This window comes from Halorubrum tibetense (assembly GCF_042661865.1).
GTDB classification, from domain to species: domain Archaea; phylum Halobacteriota; class Halobacteria; order Halobacteriales; family Haloferacaceae; genus Halorubrum; species Halorubrum tibetense.
This window is the reverse complement of sequence record NZ_JBHSWW010000002.1, coordinates 1-13,796: the sequence shown is the minus strand read 5'-3', so window position 1 is coordinate 13,796 and position 13,796 is coordinate 1. Positions and strand designations below refer to the sequence as shown.

General features: G+C 57.1%; 16 protein-coding genes and 2 pseudogenes. 9 read left to right on the top strand and 9 right to left on the bottom strand.

Annotated elements, in window-relative coordinates:
* Positions 1-38 precede the first annotated feature (38 nt).
* From ACFQEU_RS00425 to ACFQEU_RS00415, 3 genes are all read left to right on the top strand, one after another.
* Positions 39-614, top strand: a complete 576-nt coding sequence (locus ACFQEU_RS00425; protein WP_379778146.1) for a DUF7342 family protein — start codon at positions 39-41, stop codon at positions 612-614.
* Positions 607-1,044, top strand: coding sequence for a toxin-antitoxin system TumE family protein (locus ACFQEU_RS00420; protein WP_379778144.1), 438 nt, complete (start codon positions 607-609; stop codon positions 1,042-1,044). The genes ACFQEU_RS00425 and ACFQEU_RS00420 overlap by 8 nt, the downstream gene beginning before the upstream one ends.
* A 581-nt stretch (positions 1,045-1,625) precedes the next feature.
* Positions 1,626-2,753, top strand: coding sequence for a tyrosine-type recombinase/integrase (locus ACFQEU_RS00415; RefSeq protein WP_379778142.1), 1,128 nt, complete (start codon positions 1,626-1,628; stop codon positions 2,751-2,753).
* Positions 2,754-2,776: 23 nt separating this feature from the next.
* Here ACFQEU_RS00415 and ACFQEU_RS00410 read toward each other — a convergent pair whose 3' ends face one another.
* The 5 genes and pseudogenes from ACFQEU_RS00410 to ACFQEU_RS00390 form a co-directional block, all read right to left on the bottom strand.
* Positions 2,777-4,102 (bottom strand): tyrosine-type recombinase/integrase, encoded by a 1,326-nt coding sequence (locus ACFQEU_RS00410; protein ID WP_379778140.1) that lies wholly within the window; start codon positions 4,100-4,102, stop codon positions 2,777-2,779.
* Positions 4,103-4,403: 301 nt separating this feature from the next.
* Positions 4,404-4,544 carry a hypothetical protein gene (locus ACFQEU_RS00405; protein WP_379778138.1) on the bottom strand — a complete coding sequence of 47 codons (141 nt, stop codon included), beginning with the start codon at positions 4,542-4,544 and terminating at the stop codon, positions 4,404-4,406.
* A gap of 25 nt (positions 4,545-4,569) precedes the next feature.
* A complete protein-coding gene (locus ACFQEU_RS00400; RefSeq protein ID WP_379778136.1) occupies positions 4,570-5,058 on the bottom strand; it encodes a type II toxin-antitoxin system death-on-curing family toxin in 489 nt (162 codons plus the stop codon).
* 102 nt (positions 5,059-5,160) lie between these two features.
* Positions 5,161-6,069 (bottom strand): ADP-ribosylglycohydrolase family protein, encoded by a 909-nt coding sequence (locus tag ACFQEU_RS00395; protein WP_379778134.1) that lies wholly within the window; start codon positions 6,067-6,069, stop codon positions 5,161-5,163.
* A gap of 43 nt (positions 6,070-6,112) precedes the next feature.
* Positions 6,113-6,382 (bottom strand): annotated as a pseudogene (locus ACFQEU_RS00390) (DUF8110 family protein).
* A gap of 193 nt (positions 6,383-6,575) precedes the next feature.
* Between ACFQEU_RS00390 and ACFQEU_RS00385 the strand changes: the two are divergent.
* The 3 genes from ACFQEU_RS00385 to ACFQEU_RS00375 are packed head-to-tail and all read left to right on the top strand — an operon-like array spanning position 6,576 to position 9,719.
* Positions 6,576-7,238: a P-loop NTPase family protein gene (locus ACFQEU_RS00385; RefSeq protein ID WP_379778132.1), complete on the top strand. Its 663-nt coding sequence runs from the start codon at positions 6,576-6,578 to the stop codon at positions 7,236-7,238.
* Complete coding sequence (locus ACFQEU_RS00380) at positions 7,238-7,519, top strand: DUF8156 family protein (protein ID WP_379778130.1); 282 nt, start codon at positions 7,238-7,240, stop codon at positions 7,517-7,519. Before ACFQEU_RS00385 ends, ACFQEU_RS00380 begins: the two co-directional genes overlap by 1 nt.
* Entirely contained in the window at positions 7,503-9,719 is a 2,217-nt protein-coding gene (locus ACFQEU_RS00375) for a type B DNA-directed DNA polymerase (RefSeq protein ID WP_379778199.1), read from the top strand. The genes ACFQEU_RS00380 and ACFQEU_RS00375 overlap by 17 nt, the downstream gene beginning before the upstream one ends.
* On the opposite strand, the gene ACFQEU_RS00370 is transcribed toward ACFQEU_RS00375, so the two are convergent.
* Positions 9,716-9,937, bottom strand: coding sequence for a hypothetical protein (locus ACFQEU_RS00370; RefSeq protein WP_209486542.1), 222 nt, complete (start codon positions 9,935-9,937; stop codon positions 9,716-9,718). The two genes, ACFQEU_RS00375 and ACFQEU_RS00370, sit on opposite strands and share 4 nt — an antisense overlap.
* 193 nt (positions 9,938-10,130) lie before the next feature.
* On the bottom strand, positions 10,131-10,754 hold the full coding sequence (locus ACFQEU_RS00365) for a peptide-methionine (S)-S-oxide reductase MsrA (RefSeq protein ID WP_379778128.1): 624 nt from the start codon (positions 10,752-10,754) through the stop codon (positions 10,131-10,133).
* A gap of 425 nt (positions 10,755-11,179) precedes the next feature.
* On the opposite strand from ACFQEU_RS00365, the gene ACFQEU_RS00360 reads away from it, so the two are divergent.
* Positions 11,180-11,506, top strand: a complete 327-nt coding sequence (locus ACFQEU_RS00360) for a DUF8065 family protein (RefSeq protein ID WP_209486546.1) — start codon at positions 11,180-11,182, stop codon at positions 11,504-11,506.
* A gap of 278 nt (positions 11,507-11,784) precedes the next feature.
* Positions 11,785-12,606: pseudogene (locus ACFQEU_RS00355) on the top strand (IS5 family transposase).
* Positions 12,607-12,649: 43 nt separating this feature from the next.
* On the opposite strand, the gene ACFQEU_RS00350 reads toward ACFQEU_RS00355, so the two are convergent.
* Together ACFQEU_RS00350 and ACFQEU_RS00345 are read right to left on the bottom strand one after the other, a co-directional pair.
* On the bottom strand, positions 12,650-12,976 hold the full coding sequence (locus ACFQEU_RS00350; RefSeq protein ID WP_209486547.1) for a DUF5615 family PIN-like protein: 327 nt from the start codon (positions 12,974-12,976) through the stop codon (positions 12,650-12,652).
* Positions 12,973-13,203 carry a DUF433 domain-containing protein gene (locus ACFQEU_RS00345; RefSeq protein WP_209486548.1) on the bottom strand — a complete coding sequence of 77 codons (231 nt, stop codon included), beginning with the start codon at positions 13,201-13,203 and terminating at the stop codon, positions 12,973-12,975. Before ACFQEU_RS00345 ends, ACFQEU_RS00350 begins: the two co-directional genes overlap by 4 nt.
* Positions 13,204-13,351: 148 nt before the next feature.
* On the opposite strand from ACFQEU_RS00345, the gene ACFQEU_RS00340 reads away from it, so the two are divergent.
* On the top strand, positions 13,352-13,796 hold a 445-nt coding region (locus ACFQEU_RS00340; protein WP_379778125.1), incomplete at its 3' end, for a hypothetical protein.

The window sequence follows — 13,796 nt, the reverse complement described above, 5'->3', positions numbered from 1 at the left end:
GCTACAACCGGTAGACCACCGTACGGAGCCTCTCACACATGGACCTCACAGACATCCCCGACGACGCATACGACGGCGGGGAGTCACCGCCTGCTCTCAACGAGCAGGAATCCCCCGACTCGCTCCTCAAGCGCGGGCCGATCCGAGAGCGACTTCTGGATATTGTCGTCGGGCTTCGCACGCCGACGAAGGTATCGACGATCGCTGAGCGCGCCGACTGTGACACCGAAACAGCTCGGGATTACTTGGAGTGGTTCGACGAGATGGGGATGGTTCAGCGGCACGATGGCCGTCCAGTCCGGTACGAACGCAAGGACGCGTACTTTCAGTGGCGACGCATCGACCGGATCCGCGAAGAACACTCCGAGCAGGAGATTGTCAACGCACTCGGTGATGCGCTCAAACAGATCGAGGACTACAGAACACAGTTCGAGGCAGAACACCCGGACGAAGTCTCACTCGTCGACGCAACCCAAGCGCAAAATCTGTCCACCGAAGCAGCATGGGAAGCGCTCTCCGAGTGGGAGACACTCGAACAACGAGCCGCACTCCTCGACGCAGCACGCCGAAACAATCCAGTCACTGGTAGCAAGCCCGGTCCAGTCGATGCCTGAGGACACGGCTGACCCGCCCAGTCGCGGTCCCATCGATACAGAAATCCTCGACCGGATCGCTGCCCACCTTGCCCAGAGCGATCGATTCGATAACATCGAGACGCAACCGCCGTATGCCCCGAACGCTGTCATCGCCAACTACGACCTCGGATACTTCCCAGGCGGGATCACGCGTGCGTACCTGCGGATCCGCTGGTTCGAGACCGACGACTTCAGCATCCACTATTCGGAGCAATACCAAACCGGGAACTCGTGGGAATGCCGATGGGATCGGCACCCGAATGATCATAACACCCGCGATCACTTCCATCCGCCCCCAGATGCGTCGACTTCCGGTGAGGATGCCGCCTATTCCAAAGACTGGCGTGACGTACTCGCAACCGTCCTCACCAATCTTGATGACCGGATCGAAGCCTTCTGGGACGAGTGATTATCTGACGAAGGAGAAAACTGGTTCGTAGCACCAATCCACAGCGTTGACATCCTCCTCCGCGTAAATGGAGGAGAATCCTGAGTGTTAGAGATTTTAGGCACTGTTGTCAAGCAGAGGGTTTCAACAGAGCCGCCTACTGTTGAAAATAGATCTAGTGTGTCAGTTGAATCCTCTGAATCCGACTTGCCGAGGAGACAATCAGCTGGATATTTTATAAGCAACGCCGAGAAACAGGGGTACTGTAGCAGGTCAAACCATCGTTTCGGCGGCGATCTGACAGAGTGTTTCCAGAGTCATTCCGGCGGGGCATGTAGGCCTCTCACGGCAATGACCTGGGTTCGAATCCCAGCCGGAGCACTTCTTTCCTTTCGCCGTCTTGCAGTTTTCGCCCGTGAACTAGAGTGAAACAAACCTATGATTACGGGCAATCACGTTCGATGGACCAACTCACCCCGCTGCCGTCCTGCGATTAGCAGGAGCGCGAGGGCAATGAAGTTCAGTACACTAAACCCGACGCCGTCTTGCGATCGGGGGGAATCGACGGGCAAGAACCTGGGTCCCCTGCGAGGTGGCCGGCAATGAAGAACGCCGACGAGGCAACGACGCCTCTTGAAGGGGTCACAGTCATCACCGAACCTGTTGCTGACCTGCTCAACGAGCGGCAACAGATCGACTACCGCAACCAGCGTGAACAGTGTTTAGAATGGCTTCTCGTGTTCGGTAAAGACCCGAAGAAAGCTGAGGGGTACGCACGGACAACCGTCAGTAATCGCGCCTACCGTATGGATCAGTTCTACCGGTGGGTATGGGATAACGAAGGTGGGTACACGACGAACGTCACGCACGACCACGCAGATACGTACCTGTTGTGGCTCGCCAAGCAAGAACACAGCAACGCTCACAAAGACAACTGTCGGAAAGCACTCCAGATGCTGTACAAGTGGCGTGAGCACGAACACGGTCTTGACGAGTGGGAGCCGGAACTCTCGTTCAGTACCGGGCATAAGACGACCGCGCCGCGCGACTACCTGACCCGTGAAGAACGTGGTCTGATCCGCAGGGCGGCACTCGAACACGGGAGTGTTCCGTCGTATGGGAGCCTCAACGCTGAAGAGCGCGACCGGTGGAAAGCCTATCTCGCTCAGCGATTCGAAAAACCGAAATCGGCGGTGGTTCCAGCCGACTGGGAGAAGGCCAACGGGTGGAAAATCCCGAGTCTCGTCACCGTAAGTCTCGATGCTGGACTCCGCCCGATCGAAGTGGAACGCGCCGTGACGAGTTGGGTTGACATCGAAAACGCCGTCCTACGCATTCCAAAAGAGCAGTCATCGAAAAACACTGGCCACTGGGTTGTCGGACTCCAAGACCGGACCGCAGAGACGCTCGACAGGTGGCTCGAACAACGCAAAACCGATCCGAAATACGACGACACGGACACGATCTGGTTGACCCGCCGTGGGAACACGTACGGGTCGGCCGCACTGCGGAAAGTCCTTCGTCGTCTCTGTGATCAGGCGGAGATCCCCTACGGAAACCGGCAGATGAGCTGGTATTCGATACGGCACTCAACTGGCACGTATATGACTCGGGAGGAGGACCTCGCCGCAGCGCAGGCGCAGCTCAGACACAAGAGTCCCGAAACGACCATGAAATACGACCAAGCTCCCGTCGAAGACAGGCAGAACGCGTTAGATCGGATGGGGTGATCGGTAGCGACCGCCTGCGATACTCAAAGTTCTTCAGACAGTATTTTCCGAGCGATTTCAACCCGGTCATCCTGTGTGTCATCGATGAACACGTCGATGTGATCTCCGTGAGCGTGTTCTGACGAGTGACTCGACTCATTACGGGGGGTTGGATCCGGCTGTACCGGGTCATCCGCGTACGGGTTGAATTCTGGATCCTCCGCAGCGCGCTGCGAGACATCAGTTATTTGTTCAAGTGTATGCCGACGACTCTCGATGGTGGATTCGCCGTAGGTCTGCTTCGTCGTCTCGATGTACTTGTGACGCAGTTGATCGCGGGCCTGCGAGATGTCTTCTGTTTCCTCGATCGACTGCCCGAGGTTGTGCCGGAGGCTGTACCACACGATCTTCCGGTCTTCGTGGTCGATCCCGGCTTCCTCGCAGAGTCGTCGAAGCAGGTAGCACAGGTTCTTCGAGTTGTACGGGTTCCCTTCGCGGTTGAGCCACAGGTGGTTCGTACCGTCGTACTTCTCGTAGTGCCGTCTCTCTTGGATCCATTCGCTCAGGAGATCTCCCGTCGCGTCCGTGAGCGGGAGTTCCGACGTTGGCCGATCTTTCCCCGCGTCGTCCTTTGTGATCTTGAGAATGTTCCGGTTCGACTTGTACCAGTCGGTTCGCGCCCGCCCGACTTCAATCGGGATGATGCCCGTCTCAAGGGTCACGGCAATGAGCGACCCGACCTTGGTACTGGTGTCGGCGCGCTCCCAGTCCTTCCGCGTCACCTCGGTCTTCGGTTTGCCGAGTCGTTGCGCGACGAGGCTGCTGATCTTCTCGCGCTCTGTCTCGGTCGTCTCGTAGTAGGACGGCAACGACCCGTACTCGTTGGCGGCTTGCAGCACTTTCCACCGCTCTTCGAAATTCAGGCGGTCCGCATTCTCGTGTTCGCCGTCCGAGAAGCTGATCCGCGGCCGCCACTGCTCGGCGTCGCCTCGCTGGTCGTGCTGCCACGTGAAGTACTTGATGAGAGCGTTCGAGAACTTTCGCTTGCTGGTCTCCTGGTACGGGTCACCGTTCCGCTGGCAGATATCGTTCTGGTCTAACCACTTCACGATCAGGTCCGCTTGGTCGTGAGTGATCACCGTCGCATCTGCAGGTTCGATTCGGCCGATGACGAACCTGAATATCTGGTCGATCCGTCGATAGTAATTGGTCGAAATGGAGTTGGACAGCGGCTTCTGTCGATCCGGGTTCTTTCCCTTCGTACGCATCCAGTTGTGGAATGCATTGAGCTCATTCTCAACGGCGTTCGCTTCGTCACCGAGCGCCGCCGCAAGCTCGTTCGTAATCGATTTTCGGTTCTTGTCTGTCATTGAAGCAAACAAGTGAATTATCCAGCTACTTAAGAACCCTAGCCCTCAGCAATTTTTGGAAATCCTGAACGGGCTACGTGACCGGTACAGCGTGTTTCTGTCAAAATACGCGATGATCGTGATTTTGGTGCGAATGATACGTGCCAATGGATGCGTTACAATGGGTTATTGAGAGTTCATTCACTCAACATTGTCGCGTGGACCGCTCAGCACACACAGAATCTAAATCGAGTCCAGATCCACTTCTGCTCATCTCGATACAATAGTCACCACAGAACCCTACCGCTGAAATCTAGACGCGTTACTCGTTCTCAAGCGCGTCGTAGATCTCCCGATTTGCATCCCTATCAGCTGCCGCAACCTGCCGGACAAGCTCGCCTCGGATATCTTCCATCACTTCGTCAAGCGGAGATCGAGGCTCTGTACCCTCCTCAGTCGCCATATGTACGTTCTCGTTCTGAGCGCTGTTAATCGTTCGGGTCCGACGAGCCACCGGTCAGTTCGTCGACACCGTACTGGATAAGATCCTCGCGCCACGCTTCGATCTCTCCTTCGAGGTCAATGACTTCGGTGTGAGTACGAAGATATTCGATAGTCTCCGTATCGTCAACTGACGTTTCGTCGGTGCCGAACTGCTTGAGAACCGACCGTATTTCGTCATCGTACGCGAACCGGTATCCGTTGAGAAAATAAAATACGGTCGTCGTGTTGAGAGCTGTACGCTTGTTCGCGTCGACGAACGGATGATTTGCTACGAGGAGTCGAAGAAGATGAAATGCTTTCTCGTGAATCGTCTCCGGAGCGGCTCCAAAACTACCGTCTTCGATGTAATTCAGGACGAACTCGATATCACCACGGTTCTGCACGCCAGACGGCGTGTCAGAATACTCCGAGACGATGTCGTCGTGAATGGCGAGAACATCCTTCACTGACGGATACCAGAACGAATCAGCCATTCACCCAGACGTTGATGCTATCCCAGTGTAATCCTTACTATCGACTAGGTCAGAGCATGCGTCTGTGTTTCCTGATCAATCCACTCCCCCAACTAGAGAGAGCTACATCCCCGCAACGAGCCGGTCTGTCAACTCCTCGATTTCCTCAGCTTCCCTGACAGCGGACACCCACCGGTCCGGAAGCTGTGACGCTCCGAACCGCGCACCGGCGACTGCGCCAGCAATCGCTCCAATCGTATCGGTATCTCCGCCGCGATTGACCGCCGTCACGATCGCTTCCTCAGCACTGTCCGCGACGAGGCCATCGTGGAGTGCCGTCTGCAGCGAATGGACGACGTACCCTGACGTTTCCAGCGTGCCGGGTGAGTCACCACGAGCGAGTGGTTCGAGCGCCGTCACGAGCTCCTCAGGCGCATCTGAACTGACGTAGTCGAGGGCATCCTGTAACGGCGTGGCCGCGTCTTCGAGTAGGCCAGCTATCGTGAGGTTCAGAATCGCGCAGCCCTCGGTACACCGCGGGTCAGCGTGCGTGATCTGGGAAGACTGCCGACTCACTTCGGTGAGTCGGTCCCAGTCCGTCGTGTACGGGATGGTGAGCGGTGGACACCGCATTACACTCCCATTCCCTGCGTTCTGACCTTCAGGACTGCTCTCCCAGACCTGCTGGCCTGCCTCGTCCCACGAATCGCCGCGTTGGAGGCGGCTGAGCGACCGCCTCGTCATCCCCCCTATGTCGAACGGGCCACTATCGTACCACGCAACGAACCGCTCGGCAATGTCCGCCGGATCGAACTCTTGTTGCTCGGCGAGACTTCGTGCGATACACAGCGCCTGCTCGGTGTCGTCCGTGATCGTCCCGGCGGGCTGATTCCACGTCCCGTGCCCGATCATCTCGTTGAGCTCCCCGTGTTCACGCTGGATATCGGACGCGGACTGAAATTCGACCGGCCGGCCAAGCGCGTCCCCACACGCCAACCCGAGCATGACTCCACGGACACGATCCGGATTCATACGCAACACAACGATGACGTCCGAGAAAAGTGTAGGGTGGTCGTCACTCGTCGGGTTTCGATCCGGTACGGAGGGTCTCCCGGTACGCGGCCCACGCTTGATACATCTCCACTCGTTCCGCTTCCGTCAACGTATCGTGTTCGTCCGCATCGTAGAGCGGGAGGTCCTATTTTTCCGGCATTGCCATCACCTGTCCGAGCGGATAGCGTTGCTCGTAGTAGTTCTCTAACACCCAGTCTTCGCCGTGTTCGTCAACGGCTTTCTGAATGTACGGGGCAGCTTCCGGGTACTCGTCGGCGAGTGTCTCAGTCATTGGGAGTCGTGTGGTGGTAGTGTTGTGTGGTTCTGTGGGTCTATGGGTGCGGGTCAGGCGTCAGGGGATTCGGCGAACGAGTTGTTCTGGCTGTCACTGTTCCACTTCCAGTTCCACTCCGCGTGTATGGCTCACCCCTTTGAATATCACGCGGCAGGTAACGAGTATGAACACATCTCAACGACAATCACCCGTGGAGTTACCGGAACTGGATACCGGACTCACGCTCGTGGACGTGGGTTCGGATCTCGGCGTAACCCCAGTCCAGTCGTTACTGCTTGACCGCGTGTTCGCCGGGGACGGCGACGCGTACTGGGTTGACGCGGCCGGCACGGCACAGACCACACGGCTTCGTGAACTCGCCCCCGACAAGCGGTACCTTCACCGGGTACACGTCGCTCGCGGGTTCACCGCGTATCAACAAACGTCACTGCTTGACCGGCTCACCGGAGACCACGTCACGACCCCGAGCGTCGTGGTTGCGACCGGGATCGACCGGTTGTATCGAGACACCGACGTGCCGACGACTCGCGCGCAGGATCTGTTGGTCCGAGCGATCGCCGCGCTCGCACGCGTCGGGCGTGTTCATGACGTCCCGGTCGTCGTGACACGATCGCGTGCCGACGAGTTCACGCGACCGCTCGTGAATGCAGCGCAGACATATCTCCAGTGTGAGGACACGCAGTTCGGGCCGCGATTCACCGACGCGGCCGGCGACGTCGAGACGCTCGTGTATCACCTTGGCGACGGGTGGGTGCAGACGACGCTCGCGTACTGGCAGGAAGTACTCACCCATCGAGCACGGATGCACGACGCGTCGGTCGTAGGTGAAGAGGCGACATCTGGGGGCGTCTGATGGGGCGAACCACCCCGACATACCGCGACACGCTGCGCGCGATCGAGGACCGCTGGGGGCCGTACCGCCGGACGCTGCGCCGCCGCGATCAACCGCGGTTCGACCAGTTATTCGTCTACGCCCGCACCCACGCCGACGCGGCCGGGATGTTGAATCACGACGACCGGTTCGCCCCTCTGCTCGTGAGTATCGCCATCGAGCAGGAACGCCGGATCGACGAGCTCGAAGCCCGCATCACCGAACTCGAAGACTCCACCAGTCCCGATTGTGCTGACCGTTGACTTCCACTCCTCTGGTGACGTCGCTCACTGGGAACTTACAGACGACGGCGTCACCCGCACGGTCCACGGCGAGTACACGCCGACGCTATTCGTCGGTGACGCAGTCCGTGACTTGTACGGGCGGCGCGGCGGCCCGACCCCAACACCACCGGACCGTGACGGACTGTCGGAGTCGCTCACCGAGCTTCAAGCGTTCCTCACCGGGCAAGACGCAGTTGTCGACATACAGTGTGAAGCCCACCGGCAGACGTTTCGAACGGACCCGCGGCCGCTTCTCCGGATCGACGCGGCCAGCGTAGACGCCGTGCGACGCATCGCACAGCGCGTCCAGCAGTTCAACGGCCCGGCCGAGTACACGTGTTACAACGTTGATCTGACGCCGCAGTTCCGGTACTGCCTCGAAACCACCACACCGGCGAGCCCAGACCGGTCCGTCCGGTCACTCCGTACACTCACGCTCTCGATCCCACCGCACAAAGCAGGACCCGACGCCCTGTCACACCTCACGATCGACGGTGACGCCGCCGGGCCCACACCCGAAGCCACCGTCACCGCCGTTGACCGCGCCGTCCGCGAACGCGACCCTGACGTCATCGTCGTGTCCACGGCGAAGCTCGTCCCGGTCCTGTTCGACGCCGCCGACACGCACGACGTACCGAACTTCGAACTCGGCCGCGCCCCCGGGTACACGAAACTCGCCGAGGAATCCACGTACACGAGTTACGGGCAAGTCGGGCACTCCCCGGCCCGGTACACGATCCCCGGCCGCGTCGTGATCGACGAGTCGAACACGTTCTTCTACCACGAAGCCGGGCTGTCCGGCTGCCTCGATCTCGTGAACCGCGCCGGACTCCCGCTCGAAGAACTCAGCTGGGCGTCGATCGGGCGCGTGCTCACCGCCATGCAGATCCGTGCCGCCCGCGACCGTGACGTCCTCGTCCCGTGGCAAGCCTGGCGACCGGAACTCTTCAAATCCGCAGCCACGCTGGACGCCGCCGACCGCGGCGGCACCACGTTCGCCCCCGCAGTCGGCGTTCACGAGAACGTCCACGAACTGGACTTCGCGTCGCTGTACCCGAACATCATTCGAACCCGAAATATTTCCCCGGAAACCGTTCGTTGCGGGTGCTGCGACACTAACGACGTCCCCGGTCTCGGATACTCGATCTGTGAGGCCGACGGGTACCTCCCGACGGTGCTCGGCCCGCTCATCGACGCGCGCAGCCGCATCAAAGACCAGATCGAGGAAACGACCGACGACGCCGAACGCGACCGACTCGACTCAGCGTCGTCAGCGATCAAATGGATCCTCGTCTCCTGCTTCGGGTACCAAGGCTTCTCAAACGCGAAGTTCGGTCGGATCGAGTGCCATGAAGCGATCAACGCGTTCGCCCGCGACATTCTCCTCAATGCGAAAACCGCACTCGAAGACGCCGGGTGGCGAGTCGTCCACGGCATCGTCGACTCGATCTGGGTGACACCAGCCAAGGATCGTGAACAACGCAATCTCGAAACGGTCACCGCCGAGATCAGCACCGACACGGGTATCGAACTTGAATACGAATGCGCGTTCGACTGGGCTGCGTTCTGCCCGATGCGTAACAGCGAGTCTGGCGCACTCACACGGTATTTTGGAAAGCGACGTGACGAGGTGTTACCCGTGTCGGAGGCCACGCTCGGTGATGCGATCAAAACCCGCGGGATCGAAGATCGTCAACGCTCAACGCCCACATGGGTTGAAGACGTACAGGCGGAAGCCCTTCGCGTGTTCGATAAAACACGATCACCAGAAGCGGTGTGTGACGTGTTACGCCGTACACTCACGTCATTACGCAACGACGATGTTGATCCAGAGCGACTCGTCATCGACAATCGCATGTCAAAACACATCGCCGATTACACGCACGAAACGCTTACCGTTGCCGCACTCAAGCGAGCCACACTGAACGGGACCGGGCTGTCACCCGGACAGACCATCCAGTACGTCGTCGTCAACAACAACGCACACGGTACCGAACGAGTACGGCTATCGTACGAGGACATCACCCGATACGACACTGACTGGTACGCCAACGCCGCTATACGAGCTGTCGAAAGCGTCCTGGCACCGATCGGGTGGCGAGAGGGAGAGATTCGAGACTACCTCACCGGCACAACGGATCAGACACTAACCGCATACAGTGAACGCACTGACTCCTAATCTTCTTCCAGGGTCACCGAAATCACGTCGGTGCTCGTGTGCGTGACAGTCGCAATGAGTTCCTCGTCGTCATACTCCTCAAGTTCATCAGCGGCTTCACGCACGGCATCGTAACCTTCGAGCGGTAAATCACCATCAGAGCTCCCGACAATCATTTCGCCATCTAATTCATGCGCATGAACCTCCGTCGTTTTCGTGCGTGCGTCATTCCGTGCCATGGATTCTGATCTAAACTAGCCCTCGGGTAGCAATAAAGGATCGCCGTGAGCTGGTCTTTCGTAAAGTATTGCTGAGGCTCTGTTGAAGTCCCCAGAAAGTAACAAACTCGAACCCGTCGCCATCAGAGAGCTGCAGCCTCTGTTTAACCGGCCTCATCGGCGATACTGTCCGTCATCACCCAATTCGTGAAGTCTATACTGTCCCCCGATCAGGTACCGGGAGCTCCTCAGCAATACCAACATCATGCCCGGCGGCGTACCCGTTCAGCTTTGCAGCGATCGGCGATTCCCGTAACTCGTCGTCGTCGTATCCGGCCGCCTCAAACGTGTCCATGAACGAGGAGACGGACCGGAGCTTGTACTTCTGGTGATAGTCTTCAGCGGGGTAGAAGCGTGAGAGCTGTTCGATACGTGTCCCGATCCCATCGGTAGTGAGTCCCCGTGTCGTGAGAAGCTCATCAAGGACTGCTCGTTGATCCTCCGACGCAGCGAGCACAATATTTTGATACTGTGTCTTTCTCGTCTGGTGCTGTGGGTTATGAGAGTTGAACACCCGCTCCAAGAGGGCTCGATACGGTATCGTGTCAGGGTCGAAATCGAGTTGAACCACTTCCGTGTGGTCGCCTAACGCGTGATACGTCGGATCGAGTTTTGTCCCGCCGGCGTACCCGACGCGAGTCCGAACAACGCCGTCCATCGCACCGAACTGGGCATCAGGCCCCCAGAAACAACCGATCCCGAACGTCGCCGTGGCAGTCTCCGCACTATCCATCGCACGACGATCGTACTCGCGTATCTGTGTTTGTGTGAGCGTCATTGGAGTCACCAGCCTAAAGAGTCGCCGAAGCGCGGGTCGTAGATCCCACCGCATCTACCACCAGTCAGGCTCGCAGTCGTAAATACTGCGTGTCGGTCTCCCAGCATGAGAACCACTACGAGTGTCTCATTACAAGCAACCCGGAACTGAATGGGCTGACCGGCATCGGCAAGCACTCACGATCCGACATACTCACGAAGATGTCCTTACTGACTACCAGTTCGAACTCCTACTGGAAGCATGCTGACGAGTTCACTAGCTTTCGCTCACTTCAGTAGATCATACTGGTTCTACACGGGCCCTAACTCATATCGCACCCCTTGAGAGAGGGTGACCTGTCTGGTAGTGCTACGTTCTTGGCCACTTGTAATGACAAGTAAGTACGCGTCATAACATATACGCCTCTCCATGTCGAACGTCAATGTATGGGCGGATCAAGCTATGACAAGACGATTCAGTTCCGTGCCGGAGCCGAAAAAGAGGCCGCGGAACTCCTCGATGAGATACACATCGGTGGCGTCAACGTGAGCGAACTCGCCCGCGTCGGCTTGGTCGAAATGCTCCGACAGTCATTAGATGAACAAGGCAAGATTACCGTGTACGAACGATACAGTCGTGGTGAGATCGGTGAGGACGTGGCCCGTGTCCTTCTCGGCGAGAAACTCGATAGGACGGAAGAAGAGAAAGAGTCGTTCGAGTCGGCTATGGAACGAGACACGTCTGAATTCCTGACGGGCAGCGATGGCGAATGAGGCTCGCTATCGGATACTGGCTGATACGAGTTCCTTGATCGCGGGCATGGCCGGCTCCTGTTTGCTCCGGGATCGGCTTGTAGCCAAGAAGAACAGCGTTCGCCAGCGGTAGCAACCCGTTGAGTGTCCCAACCAAGAGAAAGCGGCTCAGACACGCCAAAGGAGATGAGCACCAGTTAAAAACGGGTGTCATCGAATGGAGTTGAGGTTGAGATTACATACCAGTGGCTCTGTTGAAATCTTCAGAGAGTTACATGTTCGTCCTGTAATTCCACGAGATGAAGGCCCTCCCGAAGTCGCAGATTCTCCGGTTTACTGAGAAGGCGATTCATCTGGCACGCCGAGCGGTTTCTCGATACTCCTCGAAATTCTCTAAACACTGCTATACACTCCCTCAGCACGCTGTTCTGATCTGTCTCAAAGTGCGGAAGAACATGACCGATCGTGGTCTGCTTGACGAACTGATCGAGATGCCACGCATCCGTCGAACCCTTGGCTTATCCGAACTTCCTGCGCCTTCAACGCTCTGTAAGGCGTTCAACCGGCTTGATATGGCTGTGTAGCGTGTTATATTGACTCTCTCAACGACGCTACTTCCGACGAGCGGCGTTATTGGAGTTGATGCATCAGGGTTTGACCGCAGTCACGCTTCGAAACACTACACGAAACGCGCTGAACTCACGATTCAGCAGCTGAAGGTGACGTTACTGGTCGGTGTGAAGGTGAACGCAATCCTTGATTTACACGTGACGACGACACGAAAACACGATAGCCAGATCGCTCCATCGTTGATCAAGCGCAATCCCGGTGATATTGAGATTCTGCTCGGTGACAAGGGCTACGACGACCAGAAAACCAGGCGACTTGCCCGACAACATGAGGTTCGGCCATTGATTAAGCATCGTGGGTTCACGCCACTCCACCGGGCATGGAATGTGCGCTTGGACACAGATCTCTACGGGCAACGGAGTCAATCAGCGACGGGTAACTCAACGCTCAAGCGGAAGTACGGTACGTTCGTCCGATCGAGACGCTGGTGGAAGCAGTTCCGTGAACTCACCATCGCCTGTCTCAGTCACAATATCGACCGATCACTCTGAGCGGTCAATACAGAGGGTCTATGGAACAGTTTGGGCTGACAGATCACAAGTACTGAATCGACTGATCGTCTTCGGATCGGTTCTGTAGGTGCTCATCAACGACTTTCACGACATCGCCGATTTGCCGTCCCGCCTGCTGTACGTAGATCAGCCCTCGATGTTCGAGTTCTTGACCTTCAGCGAGTGAGAGGAAATCATCGTCGAACGTCAGGAGAAGCCAGTCGTTTGCGACCGCGTATCTCAGCTGCTCGCGGTCTGAATCACCAAGGGTGCCTTCATTTCGAGCAGTGTGAACTGTCCACCCGCGTCTGCTGAGTCCGTCAGCAACAGGAAGCCATATACTCTCGTCACAATATAGCGGCCGTGTCATACGGATGCCGGTTCAGACGACGCCGATCGGAAGTCGTCGATATGATCGTAGTAGTACGCGAGCGCCCGATGGACATCACTGAGACTGAGATCAGGATACAGTTGTGTAATCTCGTCGGGGTCGTAGCCGCTGTGTTCGTACGCCGAGGCGATATCTTTGACACGGATTCCCGTCTCCTCGATTGTCGGCGCACCGTCACTGTGTTCGGAGTCCCGGACGATTCCCATACCACAGATTGACTATACACTAACTTGAAATACGTGGTTGAGACCGCCACACCGATTCGCTCCGCTCAACACGCACTCTTCAGTGACCGGCTGTTTCAGGTGAGAACCTATCTGAAGAATAGGATTTCAACAGAGCCAAAATGCAGTAATGAACAATGGGTATGGCCAAGAAGTACCTCAAGTTGTTAATACTAATCCAGGAAATGAGCCTGGTGAAGCAGAACTATTCCGTTGTGATAATGAAGAAGCTCAGTGGGTTGGGCCGGACAATGAAATTAATTCGGATTATGGACGTACAAGAGAATGTAACTCTGGTTTAAATCATGATGCTTCAATGGATGAGATAGATGCAGATGGTTCATGGTATCAAGAGAGCGATGATCATACACCTATATCTAGTGATGGAGACTGCGTAAATTCTGCAGATAACGATGAAACAGATTCTGGTTGTCAAGTAGGTGTAACTGCAGAAACAGTTCAAAGCTCGTTAGGTAATACGCTCTTGTGTAGCACATTGTTGATTTCAGAGAGTTGCTTTGATGGCGTGTTTGAGCGCTTTTCGTCCGGGTTTGCGGTAGAGTTCTCGTCTGAGT